This window comes from Chitinimonas taiwanensis DSM 18899, assembly GCF_900119825.1.
Lineage (GTDB): Bacteria > Pseudomonadota > Gammaproteobacteria > Burkholderiales > Chitinimonadaceae > Chitinimonas > Chitinimonas taiwanensis.
Genome location: NZ_FPKR01000014.1, coordinates 14,867 through 27,287, shown reverse-complemented (window position 1 = coordinate 27,287; position 12,421 = coordinate 14,867). Strand labels below are relative to the sequence as shown.

10 protein-coding genes are annotated in these 12,421 nt (G+C 51.4%); all 10 read left to right on the top strand.

Annotation, left to right across the window (positions count from 1 at the left end; translation table 11 throughout):
• Positions 1-7 precede the first annotated feature (7 nt).
• The 10 genes from galE to BT173_RS16265 all read left to right on the top strand — a co-directional run bounded on the left by galE (position 8) and on the right by BT173_RS16265 (position 12,421).
• Positions 8-1,033: a UDP-glucose 4-epimerase GalE gene (gene galE, locus BT173_RS16310; protein ID WP_072429740.1), complete on the top strand. Its 1,026-nt coding sequence runs from the start codon at positions 8-10 to the stop codon at positions 1,031-1,033.
• 54 nt (positions 1,034-1,087) lie between these two features.
• Entirely contained in the window at positions 1,088-1,729 is a 642-nt protein-coding gene (locus BT173_RS16305) for a site-2 protease family protein (protein WP_072429739.1), read from the top strand.
• A gap of 164 nt (positions 1,730-1,893) precedes the next feature.
• Positions 1,894-4,317, top strand: coding sequence for a polysaccharide biosynthesis/export family protein (locus tag BT173_RS16300; protein WP_072429738.1), 2,424 nt, complete (start codon positions 1,894-1,896; stop codon positions 4,315-4,317).
• A gap of 10 nt (positions 4,318-4,327) precedes the next feature.
• Entirely contained in the window at positions 4,328-5,479 is a 1,152-nt protein-coding gene (locus BT173_RS16295) for a Wzz/FepE/Etk N-terminal domain-containing protein (RefSeq protein WP_072429737.1), read from the top strand.
• Between the two features lie 150 nt (positions 5,480-5,629).
• A complete protein-coding gene (locus tag BT173_RS16290; RefSeq protein ID WP_072429846.1) occupies positions 5,630-6,472 on the top strand; it encodes an aldolase/citrate lyase family protein in 843 nt (280 codons plus the stop codon).
• 3 nt (positions 6,473-6,475) lie between these two features.
• Positions 6,476-7,960, top strand: coding sequence for a lipid II flippase MurJ (locus BT173_RS16285; RefSeq protein WP_084658755.1), 1,485 nt, complete (start codon positions 6,476-6,478; stop codon positions 7,958-7,960).
• Positions 7,961-7,988: 28 nt separating this feature from the next.
• Positions 7,989-8,543 carry a sugar transferase gene (locus tag BT173_RS16280; protein ID WP_072429735.1) on the top strand — a complete coding sequence of 185 codons (555 nt, stop codon included), beginning with the start codon at positions 7,989-7,991 and terminating at the stop codon, positions 8,541-8,543.
• A gap of 1 nt (position 8,544) precedes the next feature.
• Positions 8,545-10,311 carry an asparagine synthase (glutamine-hydrolyzing) gene (gene asnB / locus BT173_RS16275; RefSeq protein ID WP_072429734.1) on the top strand — a complete coding sequence of 589 codons (1,767 nt, stop codon included), beginning with the start codon at positions 8,545-8,547 and terminating at the stop codon, positions 10,309-10,311.
• Positions 10,312-10,322: 11 nt separating this feature from the next.
• Positions 10,323-11,195 (top strand): sterol desaturase family protein, encoded by an 873-nt coding sequence (locus BT173_RS16270; protein WP_072429733.1) that lies wholly within the window; start codon positions 10,323-10,325, stop codon positions 11,193-11,195.
• Positions 11,196-11,350: 155 nt separating this feature from the next.
• A complete protein-coding gene (locus BT173_RS16265) occupies positions 11,351-12,421 on the top strand; it encodes an acyltransferase family protein (protein WP_072429732.1) in 1,071 nt (356 codons plus the stop codon).

Sequence of the window (12,421 nt, the reverse complement as noted above, 5' to 3'; positions counted from 1 at the left end):
CCTATCTATGAAGAAGATTCTGCTGACCGGCGGCGCCGGCTATATCGGCTCGCATACCTGTGTGGTGTTGTTGGAAGCCGGTTACCAGGTGGTGGTGGTCGATAACTACAGCAATAGCAAGCCGGTTTCGTTACGGCGCGTGAGCAAGCTGACCGGCAAGCCGATTGCCATCTGCCCGGCTGATGTGCGCGATGAGGCCGCGCTTGAGCGGGTGTTTGCCGAGCACCGGCCCGATGCAGTGATCCACTTTGCTGGTCTGAAAGCGGTTGGCGAGTCGGTCGCGAAGCCGCTCGCTTACTACGACAACAATGTGCTTGGCAGCTTGGTGCTGAGCCGGGTCATGGCCAAGCACGGTGTGCGCACGCTGGTGTTCAGCTCCTCCGCCACCGTCTACGGCGATCCGGCCACGGTGCCGATCCGTGAGGACTTCCCAACCGGCGCGACCAATCCCTATGGGCGTAGCAAGCTGATGGTGGAAGAGATCCTGCGCGACCAGCATCGGGCCAGCCCCGATTGGGGTATTGCCCTGTTGCGCTATTTCAACCCGGTTGGCGCACATCCCAGTGGTGAGATCGGCGAGGATCCGAATGGCATTCCCAATAATCTGCTGCCCTTTGTTGCTCAGGTAGCGGTAGGGCGACGTAGGCAGCTGTCGGTATTCGGCAATGACTACCCGACGCCGGATGGCACCGGCGTGCGCGACTACATCCATGTGATGGACCTGGCGCGCGGCCATCTGTGCGCGCTGGAATCGTTGCTTGCGCAGCCGCGTCTGCTGACGCTGAATCTTGGCACGGGGCAGGGTTATTCGGTGCTGGAAATGGTCAGGGCCTTCGAAGCAGCCAGCCAGCGCGGCGTACCCTATCAAATCGTGGCACGTCGCCCTGGCGACATCGCCAGCTGTTATGCCGACCCGGCGCTGGCCGAGAGCGAGATAGGCTGGCGCGCCCGCCTGGGCCTCGCCGATATGTGCGCCGATAGCTGGCGCTGGCAGGCGCAGAACCCGAATGGCTTTGATGAGGTGTCGATATGAATGCGATAACGACGGTCTGCCTCGCGCAGGCCTATCGCCAGGATGGGGGCGCGCATGGATGACTGGAACCTGATCCAGAAGATTGCCATCTACGCGCTACCGGTGCTGCTGGCGATTACCGTGCACGAGGCCGCACATGGCTATGCCGCCCGGCACTTTGGCGACCGGACCGCCGAGATGCTAGGGCGCCTGACGCTGAACCCGCTCAAGCATATCGATCCGATTGGCACTGTGCTGATCCCGGCCATTGCACTGGTGCTTGGTGGTTTCCTGTTCGGTTGGGCCAAGCCGGTGCCGGTCGAAACCCGCAATCTGCGCCAGCCCAAGCGCGATATGTTGTGGGTTGCGGCGGCCGGCCCGGCAGCCAATCTGCTGATGGCCATCGGCTGGGTACTGATGCTCAAGCTGGCTGCGGGCTTTGAGGGCTCGTCCTACCAAGCGCCGCTGAATTTCATGGCCCAGGCCGGCATCCACATCAATGTGATCCTGCTGGTGCTGAACCTGCTGCCGCTTCCGCCTTTGGATGGTGGGCGCATCCTGCTATCGCTGCTACCGAATCGCGCCGCCCATACCCTGGCCCAGGTCGAGCCCTATGCCATGTTCATCCTGATCGGCCTGATGGTGACCGGCCTGCTTGCCGTCATCATGCAGCCCTTGCTGCGTGCCACGTTTGGCATGCTGGCCTGGCTGTTTTGAGCGAGTTTCATGATGAGTGCGCGGTGAAGCGGCGGTGCAACGCCTGCCCATCCCGTTTTGTCGTGCAAGCGCAACAGCAGGTATGATGCGATGCGCCGCATCCTATGGCCCTATACATAAGCCAACCTTTGATCTGCATATCTAGTATTCATTGAATGGTTCCAATGACCCGTTTTCTCTCTCTGCGCCTTGCGGCGTCACTTGCTCTGGCTTTCGCTTTTCCAGTCTCGGCCCTTGCCGCAGAGCCTGCGCTTGACTATGCGCTACCCGCGGGCTTGCAATCGCTGGGTGGAAATGCTGATACAACGCCACGAATTCGTTCCCGGGGTCAAGCTGCTGCCGAGGTGAATTCTCGCGCGCCATCTGATCGACTCGGCGACACCCGTGAGCGCGTTGCCTCCAGCTATGCTCTGCCGGAGCCTGTCCAGCCAACGGAGTTCCAGGACCTGATCCGTATTACGACGGGTCAGGACCTGCCTATCTTTGGTCAGGAGATGTTCGCGCAGCCACCATCCACTTTTGCCCCGCTCGACAACGTACCTGTCACGCCCGACTATGTGCTGGGGCCGGGTGATGAGCTGCTGATTCGTGGCTGGGGACAGGTGGACATCGACGTGACGGCCACTGTGGGACGTAACGGTGCGATTTTTATCCCCAAGGTGGGCAATCTCAACGTAGGTGGTTTGCGTTACCAGGATGTGGTGCCGCAAGTGAAGGCAGCAGTTGGCCGCATCTATAAGAATTTTGACCTGACTGTGAGTATGGGCCAGTTGCGTGCCATGCAGGTCTTTGTGGTTGGCCAGGCCAAACGCCCGGGTACCTACACCGTTAGCTCTCTGAGCACCTTGGTCAACGCACTGCTCGCCTCCGGTGGTCCGGCGCCGGGCGGTTCGATGCGGGCGATTCAACTCAAGCGCAGTGGCAAGGTGGTCACCACCTTCGATCTTTACGACCTGATCGTCGATGGAGACAAGCAGAACGATGTTCGCCTTCTGCCGGGCGATGTGGTCTACATTCCGCCGGTTGGTACCCAAGTCGCCATTTACGGCAGCATCAATCGCCCCGCGGTTTATGAAGCCAAGGTCGATAGCTCTCTGAAGGATCTGCTGGGGTGGTCTGGCGGCTTGTCGACGACGGCGGCTGGTCAGCAGGTGAGCGTCGAGCGCATTGCGGGCCGCAAAGCCCGGCAGGTTGTCACATTTAAGCTCGATGGCAGCGAAGCTAGCGCAAAGCTGGAAGCCGGCGATGTGGTGAATGTGCACGCGGTTTCCCCGCAGTTGCAAAATGCCGTGACCCTGCGCGGCAATGTTGCGCAGACGATGCGTTTCCCATGGCGCGAAGGCATGCGCATCAGCGATATCATCCCTGACAAGAATGCATTGATTGTTCCTGGCTACTGGGTAAATCGCAGCCGCGCTGGTGTTGCAGAAAGCTGGTTGAAGGATGAGGGGAGCGAGACTTCTAAGGGCAGGCTTGGTGGTTTGAACAGCCAAGTAGGAGCTGCGCCCGAGTTGAGCAAGTTGCGGGCTAAGCCTGCTCAGCTAAGTAGTCAATTCCAGTCCGATGCGCGAGCCGCGCTCGGCGATGCTTCAGTTACAACTGGGCAGGGCAAGTTCACCGAAGAGCTTGATCGTGGCAATCTGGAAGTTAATTGGGACTACGCTGTGGTTGAGCGTATGGCGCCTGATCTGTCTACAGACCTTGTTCCGTTTAATCTTGGCAAAGCGGTGTTGGAGCGCGATCCAAGTCAGAACATTCTTCTGCAGGCAGGCGATACCGTTACGGTCTTTTCCAATCGTGACATTGTTGCTCCCTCACAAAAGCAGACGCGTTTTGTGCGCTTGGAAGGCGAGGTTGCCAATCCAGGTGTCTATCGTGTGCAAGCGGGTGAGTCCTTACGTCAACTTGTAAGTCGAGTGGGAGGGCTCACGTCTAATGCCTACTTGTTCGGTGCTGAACTGAATCGCGAGTCAGCCAAACAACTTCAGCAACTTAAGCTCAAGGAGTTGGCCGATCGGTTGGAGCAAGAGCTGCAACGCTCAGCTTCCATCAAGGCCAATCAGGCCATCACGCCAGAGGCGCAGGCGGCACTTAAGGCCGACTTGGATGCGCAGCAGCAACTTGTCGCCAAGCTGCGGCAAACGCCCGTGACGGGACGAATCGTGCTTGAGTTAGAGACCGACGCTCGCACTTGGGATGAACTCCCCGATTTGCCGCTCGAAGATGGCGACCGACTGTTTGTTCCGGCGCGGCCTGGATTCGTATTGGTTCAAGGGTCGGTTTATAGCCAGAATGCCTACATCCACCGCGATACAAAGCGACTCGGTGACTATGTTGCACAAGCCGGTGGCGCAACACGCTCGGCTGATGAGGCGGACACCTTTGTGATTCGTGCGGATGGCTCGGTTGTGAATAAACGAAATCAGGGGCTGTTTGGTGCGATGCGCGGTATTGAGATTATGCCTGGCGATACGATTGTCGTACCGGAAGATTTTAACAAGATTTCTTGGATGCGTGAGTTAAAGGACTGGTCTCAAATTATCTACCAGTTTGCTTTAGGTGCGGCTGCATTTAAATCCTTGAATTGATGAGTTGAGTATGCACAACAATCAGGAGTCAATTGATTTGTTAGATCGCGGTTCCGATATATCGCTGCAGGACTTGATCTTGCCTTTGTGGAATAGCAGAAGGCTAATAGTTGCTATTTCCATCGTCGGTTTTATTGCCTTTTTGGGATGCGCATTTCTTTTGCCCAAGGTTTACACCGCCAAGACTTTGATAATGCCTCCGCAACAACAGCAGTCTGCCGCGAGCGCAGCCTTGGCACAGATTGGTGGATTGGCTGGCGGTGCCGGAGCTGCTCTTGGTATTAAGAATCCCGCTGAAATCTATATCAGCATGTTGAAAAGTCGTAGCGTAACAGATGCAATGGTTAGTAAATTTGGGCTTATCCAGTACTACCAAGTGAAGTTGCGGGAGGAAGCGGTTGATGCGCTATTGTCCTCGACACAGATTTCTTCAGGAAAGGACGGGTTAATATCGATTAGTGTCGAGAGCCGAGATCCAAATAAGGCTGCAGCTATAGCGAATGGCTACGTCGTGGAGTTGCGAAGGGTTGCTGGTGGTTTGGCGGTAACTGCCGCAGCGCAGCGTCGACTTTTTTTTGGGAATCAATTAAATTCAATCAAAGAAAGACTGGCAATGTCTGAGGCTAAGCTCGTAGAAATTCAGGCCCAGACTGGGATTTTGCACTTGGAAGGAGAGGCGAAATCCGCAATGGAACGTATTGCTCAAATTCGTGCTCAAATCTCTGCTCAGGAAATTCAGTCTGCTGCGATGCGTCAAGGTATGACTTCGGATAATCCTGAGTATCAACGTGCTCAGGCTGCCTTGGTTGAGTTGCGTAAGGAGCTGCAACTAGCAGTTTCTAAGCAATCGCCAGGTGAGCAAGGCTTCTTGTCGCGCTCAACGCTTCCTGGTGCTGCTTTAGCGTATGTGAGGAGTGCGCGCGAGGTAAAATATAATGAACTTTTAATGGAAATGATTGCACGTCAGTTTGAGTTGGCTCGGCTTGATGAGGCGAATGAAGGGGCGGTTATTCAGGCTCTCGATGTTGCTCAGATCCCAGAGCGGAAAAGCGGGCCGCGTCGCCTATTAATTGGAATTTCGGGTGGCTTGTTAAGCCTATTTCTTTCCTCCCTATTTGTACTACTCCGTGCGCGGCATTTGGGGTGGAGAGATGCTGGGTAATACCGTTGTCAAGATATCATCTAAAGATGATTCTGGCGCTTAATGTTAAGGTTGTTTTCGAAGATATTCGGATGCTGAAAGGGGATGGCTAGAGGCCTCCCTCTTTTACTGCTTAGTATATTTGCCTCAGTGGCATTCAAGGTTTTAGGAATGAATATTAATAAGTGTAGTTTTTTGTTTATAGCATCAAGCCCAGAGGTTGCGTCTTTTGCAATCAAGAATGGTGCGGATCGAATTTTTTTGGATCTTGAAATATTGGGGAAGGTTGAGCGTCAAGGTCATTTGGATACAGTGATCAGTCGACATAAGATTGAAGATATTTCACTGCTGCGTCCTGTTGTGCCTTCTGGTTCATTGCTTGTGAGAACAAATCCTATTCATTCGGATATTGAGTCTGAAGTGGATGCCGCAATATCCCGTGGTGCAGATATTTTGATGTTGCCAATGTTCCGCACTAGCGACGAAGTGAGGCGTTATTGTAGAGCGGTGAATTCCAGGGCTAAGGTGTGTCTCTTGGTAGAAACCATCGATGCGATGGAAAATCTTGCTGATTGCATTCGAGTTCCGGGTGTGAACGAAGTTCATATTGGCCTAAATGACTTGCATTTAGAGCTAGGTTATAGCTTCATGTTTGAGCTCCTCCTCTCCGGTCATGTTGAGCGCATGGCCAAAATACTCCGAGAAAATGCCATCCCTTTTGGAATTGGTGGCGTAGCTCGGGCTGGAGAGGGACTACTCCCTGCAGATTTACTACTGGCTGAGCATGTTCGCCTAGGTTCAACCGCTGCTATCTTGTCTCGAACATTTCACCGTAATGCACGTAGTGTGGAAGAAATTCAGCAGCAGATGGACTTTGCCGAAGAGATTCGAAAGCTACGCAAGGCTTATGAGAGGTATCGCGAAAGCACTATCGATGAGCTTGAACTGCGGCATGGTGAGATTAGATCCGCTATTACTCAAGTTGTTGCTGCGATAGCCAAGCGACGTGGTTAGCATATGTCCACCGATGGCAATTTTCGTTTTGGTCCTTGGGTGATTGGTGCTAGCGCGCTCTTAGGGCTTGGAGTTTTGGCGGGGAGACTTAGTGGATTAGTACGGGAAGTTGAATTGGCCTCTAGTTTCGGGGTTTCTGCGCGAGCGGACGTCGCAGTTCTGTTACTTACCCTTCCGGACCTGTTGGTAAATTTACTACTCTCGGGGGGATTGACTGCGGCACTTGTTCCTCGTTTGAAGTCACTTCAAGAGAGCGAAGCGCAGCTTCTGATAAGGCAGACTCTACTATTAGTCTTGTTATTGTTCGGGCTATTTGCAATTTTCTTTAGCGCGCTACCAAATGTATTCTTTTCATTACTTGCTCCCGGTATATTGCCCGAATCACTCCCGTCCTCTATGGCGATTATTGCTACAGCTCTTGCAATCCCACTTACAGCGGCTTCTGGCGTTACTACTGCCGCGTTAAGTGCGCAGCACCGATTTCTGATCGCCGGTTTGGGGACGTTGGTCTTCAATGTTTCTGTTATTGCTGCCCTGATGATTAGCACCGATGTAGATCAGTCGTTATCAGTGCTTGGTCTGGGAATTGCTGTTGGTGCTGGCGTGCGCTTTTTTTCCCAGCTCGCGTGCTTGCATCGTGGCTGGTTTTTCGGAGAAGTTAGAGGACGGCTGCTAGACTTGAGCTTCGTACGGGGGTTCCTGCTTACTGCATTGAGCGCGTCTCTGATGTTGTTAGTGCCCGTAATTGTTAGGGCACTTGCATCAAATGTGAGTGACGGCGCGATATCAGCGTTTAATTATGCGACGAAGCTTGTGGAGCTACCTATGGGGGTGCTTATAACGTCGATTGCAACCGTCGCGTTGGCTCGACTAAGTCACTACAACGCACACCAAAATGTACTTGAAGCGCGTACTGCTTTGCATGATGGAGTCCGCCGTTCCACGCTGAATGGATTGGGGGCCGGGCTTCTAGTGGCATTTTTTGCAGAGGCAATTGTAGCGCTCGTTTTCGGTGGGGGGGCAATGAGCTCAGAGTCGGTCGAGAGAGTGACGCGTTTGACTCGGATCCTGATGGTTGGGCTGCCATTCTTGGCGTTGACTAGCATGGCAATGGCTGCACTGAACTCTCAGGAAAAACATGCGGCTGTGCTTAAGGCAACGATAGGCTGTCTATTATTGTTACCGGTCTTTGCACTTCCTGGGTTATGGATGAGTTCGGAGGGCTTGCTTGCCTGCGCGGTTGTTCTATTTCAGACTACTCACGCATTGGCGCTTGCTAGGTTAAGTGGACTAATAAAATCATTTCGATTTACTTGGTGGGATACGAAGATGACTGTGGGTGTTGGAATAGTTGTCGCAGTCTCGGCAGCGGCAATGGCTTTGGATTTTTTCCTACGCCATTTTACTCAAGGCAATAGCTTAGCAAGTATGCTCACGCTAATTATTGCAATGGGTGTTATTGTGATTTTTTCTCAGCGTTCGACATGATGCGAGATTGGTTGGGATTTGCCAAAAAATGAAACGTGTTTTCGATGTGCTGTGCTCAGCACTTGCTATGTTCCTATTGCTGCCTATTTTAGTGCTAGCTGCAATTTTTATTTGGCTGCAAGATGGTGGTCCGGTTTTCTTTAGCCAATTACGAGTTGGTAAAAAAGGACGGTTGTTTCGTATGTGGAAATTTAGAAGTATGGTCCTAAATGCCGAAAGTCTGGGTGGGTATTCGACGCAAGATAATGACCCACGTATTACTCCTGTCGGACGGTTTATCCGTCGTACGAGCATTGATGAGCTACCTCAATTATTCAACGTGCTTTGTGGAGACATGAGTGTCGTTGGTCCGCGTCCTGATGTTCCTGCACAGCGCGAGCTCTATTCTGACGTAGATTGGGCTGTCAGACATCAAGTTCGGCCAGGCATTACAGGTCTTGCTCAAGCTACGCTTCGTTCCGAAGCTACGACGGAGCAGCGTAAAGCATTGGACTTGGAATACGCTCGGAATGCATCAATACGACTCGATGTTAAAATCATACTGATGACCTTCAAGCAGGTCGTATTTAAAGGCGGCAACTAATATGTGCGGTATTTTTGGCTACTACAATCGGTCAGGCAATTCGCTGGATACGGCTGTTCTTGCGGAGATGGGTGGGGCAATACGTCATCGTGGTCCTGATGATCAGGGCATTTATGCTGGTGTAGGAGCCGCAGTAGGTAATCAGCGCTTGTCAATTATTGATGTGAAGGGCGGGCACCAGCCCTTTTTTTCCGATGATGGGAAGATCGTTGTTGTTCAAAATGGCGAGATCTTCAATCATGTAGAGTTGGCTCAGGAATTAGCTCGCGCAGGTTATCCATGTCGGACGCATTCTGATACCGAGGTACTTTTACGTCTCTACGAGTCGGAAGGTATTGGTTTCTTGCATAAGCTAAATGGCATGTTTGCTATCGCTATTTACGATGCACGTGAAAATGCCATGTATTTGGTGCGTGATCGTATTGGCGTTAAGCCTCTGTATGTTCATGACGACGGCCGTCAGATTACATTTGCTTCAGAAATTAAATCAATCTTAAAGTCTGGCATTCCTCATCCTGCGACGGATGAAGAGGCGTTGCATCACTACCTTACCTTCAACTATGTCCCCGCACCCCATACGATGTATCAAGGCGTTCGGCATCTTATGCCTGGGCATATGATGAGGGTGGGGCGTGATGGTGTTTCCACTCATCAGTGGTGGAATTTAGCCAAGATTGAGCCCGTGTTTGGCAGAGCCGAGGGCGACTGGATTGATGAGTTCAATTTCATTCTTGATGACGCGGTGCGCCTAAGGCTTCGCTCCGATGTGCCCTTTGGTGCGTTTTTATCTGGGGGTGTTGATTCAAGCACGATTGTTGGGCTCATGGCTCGTCACATGAGTGAGCCAGTTAAGACTTTCTGCATCGGCTTCGAAGACCCCCGCTTTGATGAGTCACATTATGCGCAGGAAGCTGCGGATCGATTCGGCTGTCAACATGTGATGGAGCGTGTCGATCCAGACATGCTTGACCTCTGGCCCTTGGCTACTGCGCACTGTGATCAGCCGCATGGCGATGTTTCATTCCTACCAACGTATCGCGTATCCGCACTTGCATCCAAACATGTGAAAGTTGTTCTCACTGGCGATGGAGGAGATGAGCTGTTTGCTGGGTATGACAAGTACCGCGATTTCTTCTCTCAGTCTGGTGTGGCCGAGTTGGACGATGAAGCATTTCGCCGGGCGTACTTGCAGAGCATTTCCCTCTTTTCTGATTCAGCTAAGTTTGGTCTTTATGGTGCGAGGTTGCACAAGCAGTTATCGCAGATTGATAGCTATAATGTCGCGCGCCCCTACTTTGATGCCGTCGCGCATCAAGATCGAATTAACCAAGCGCTTTTTATTGACATGCAGCTGTTGCTTTCCGGCAATAATCTGGTGAAACCGGACAGAATGGGGATGGCTGTTTCGCTGGAAGCGCGTACGCCATTCTTAGATTATCGGATGATGGAATTCGCATTCCGTATGCCTGGTTCCCTCAAACTTAAAGATGGTGTTACTAAGTACTTGTATAAGAAGGCCGTGGCGCCCCTAATTGGTGAGAATCTGGCTCATCGCCGTAAGCAGATGTTTACGGTTCCGGTAGGGGAGTGGTTCCGGCAAGGAAAGAGTGCTTACGTCATGGAGCATGTCCAGCGCCTACTTGCCAAAACCGATTGGTTCAATCCTGATGTTACTAGCGCTTTACTACATAACCACCGTGATGGCTCGCAAAACAATACGCGGGAGCTTCGTGCGCTCGTGGCGCTGTCGCATTGGCAGCAACTCTGATCGAGCCCTGAATGCTTGAAGTAATTATTATAAAGGTTCAAGCCATGTTCTCCGGTGTGGGAGAGAGTATCCTGATCTCTCTCTCGCTCATTTCAATGCTTATGGTATTGGAAGCGTGCTCTATTGGTTGGCAACAAAGCAGTATGCGCATGCTTTTGCGGGGAGGGGGAACTGCCTGGACTGATGTGGTTAGTGCGTTGTTAGTGTTAAGCAACCTTGCACTTATTATTGGTACGGCTTTATCTTTTGGCCTTATTTACGTGTTACAAGCATGGTTTAAACAACATCTTGACATGCACTGGCTCGGTCATATCGAATCGCCATGGCTTGCTTATGGCATATTCATTATTGTCTTAGACTTCTCAAACTATTGGGTACATCGTTGGATGCATCGCTATGCGATATTGTGGGAGCTTCACAAGTTTCATCATAGCGCTACCGAAATGACAATGTTTACCGCATTGCGCGATCACCCTTTGGAGCGAGTTGTGGCACATGGGATAAACGCGATCCCTGCTGCGCTACTTGGTGTTCCGCCACAGCAATACATTCTTGCCTATTTGGCCTTGCAAGCACTTGGCTATCTTAAACACAGTAACTGGTGTACAAATTGGGGCTGGTTTGGACGGTGGGTGGTTCAGTCCCCAGCAGCACATCGTTTGCATCACAGTAATCACTCGGAGCATCATGACTGCAATTTTTCTTCAATATTGCAGATATGGGATATTTTTTTTAGCACATCCCGTCATCCTACGGCCACAGAAGCTCGTAACGTGAAACTCGGTTTGATGGATGGTGATAATTTTCCAATGAGCCCTTTGGGGGCATTGGTGGCGGTGGTGCGAGACTTTTACATTCGCATTTTTCATGCGTTTCTTCGCTGACTGATTGCTACTAAGAGATAGGTTAATATTCCTTTTAGCCTCAGGGTTGGTTCTTATCCATCTAAGAGAATTTTGAAGAAGTAATAATCTTGCTTAGATTTGCTGCGTGTATGTTTGGTCTGTGAGTGGCTTTGCTTTTGATGCGGATTATTTAAATGAATAAAGCTTTGTGCGAGGTTGGTGCAAGTCGCGAGTATTTAGCTGCAACGGAACGGCTGTATGCTTTGGACATGCTGCGTGGTTTTTGCGCTATTGGCGTGGCCGCATATCATTATGCGCTATGGGGGAGCACAGAATTACCTTATGAAATTTATGAGCTGTTACGTATATTTGGCATTTATGGAGTGTCCACTTTCTTTGTGCTTAGTGGGTATAGTTTAGCGCATGCTTATTCTGGTAGATTTGAAAAATCTATTGAGGCTGTCTCGCTTCTGGCATATGCACGCCGTCGTTTCGCCCGATTAGCGCCCTTTTTCTGTGCAGTGGTCTTCATTTCCGTCTTTGCAAAGACTTATTTGCTTGAGAAGACCGTCGATCCTTTGGAAGTGCTTGGTAATGCTACGCTGCTCTTTGGTTTTATCGACCCGACTTCAACTCCTGTGATTGGGGGGTGGAGTATTGGCATTGAAGTGGTTTTCTATCTATTACTACCTCTTGTCCTGCTTTTGCGTCGACGACCTACTGTTTTTTTGCTTAGCGCATTGCTGATGATGCTTTGGCTGACATTTCGCCTCGCGCAATATGAATCGCTTGAACAGGGCTGGACGATCTACGTACATCCTGCTAACCACTGGCTTTTCTTTCTGGGTGGGGCGTATTTGTGCATATATCGCGACCGTTTGCCGCGGTTTGGTAACGTTGTTAGGGGGCTTACGTTGACCGCGGTAGTGTGCGCTTTTGCACTATCAGTAGGTAGTGAACTTGAGCTCACTACAGGTTGGCGTCGCGCTGCTCTAGTTCCTGCAACGCTTACAACCGTTGCTCTTGCTGCTTCATGGAGAATTTCATCTGGCAGATTTATACGCTTATCTGTTTTTATGGGTGGCGCGAGCTACACGCTATATATGCTGCATCCCTTAATCTATTTCGGCTTAAAAAACCATGTTGACGTTGCTCGGCCGATCATTTGGGTCACCGTACTCGTTCTGGCTAGCTTTATAGCGGTACTTGCAGACCGCTTTGTAGATGCGCCATTACAGCACACGCTTAAGAGTCGTGGATGGTAG

Excerpts from the sequence above, each read along its gene's own strand:
- BT173_RS16280 (WP_072429735.1), top strand. The coding sequence starts at position 7,989 with ATGAAACGTGTTTTCGATGTGCTGTGCTCAGCACTTGCTATGTTCCTA.
- BT173_RS16265 (WP_072429732.1), top strand. The coding sequence starts at position 11,351 with ATGAATAAAGCTTTGTGCGAGGTTGGTGCAAGTCGCGAGTATTTAGCT.
- BT173_RS16295 (WP_072429737.1), top strand. The coding sequence starts at position 4,328 with ATGCACAACAATCAGGAGTCAATTGATTTGTTAGATCGCGGTTCCGAT.
- BT173_RS16290 (WP_072429846.1), top strand. The coding sequence starts at position 5,630 with ATGAATATTAATAAGTGTAGTTTTTTGTTTATAGCATCAAGCCCAGAG.
- galE (WP_072429740.1), top strand. The coding sequence starts at position 8 with ATGAAGAAGATTCTGCTGACCGGCGGCGCCGGCTATATCGGCTCGCAT.
- BT173_RS16270 (WP_072429733.1), top strand. The coding sequence starts at position 10,323 with ATGCTTGAAGTAATTATTATAAAGGTTCAAGCCATGTTCTCCGGTGTG.
- BT173_RS16285 (WP_084658755.1), top strand. The coding sequence starts at position 6,476 with ATGTCCACCGATGGCAATTTTCGTTTTGGTCCTTGGGTGATTGGTGCT.
- BT173_RS16305 (WP_072429739.1), top strand. The coding sequence starts at position 1,088 with ATGGATGACTGGAACCTGATCCAGAAGATTGCCATCTACGCGCTACCG.
- asnB (WP_072429734.1), top strand. The coding sequence starts at position 8,545 with ATGTGCGGTATTTTTGGCTACTACAATCGGTCAGGCAATTCGCTGGAT.
- BT173_RS16300 (WP_072429738.1), top strand. The coding sequence starts at position 1,894 with ATGACCCGTTTTCTCTCTCTGCGCCTTGCGGCGTCACTTGCTCTGGCT.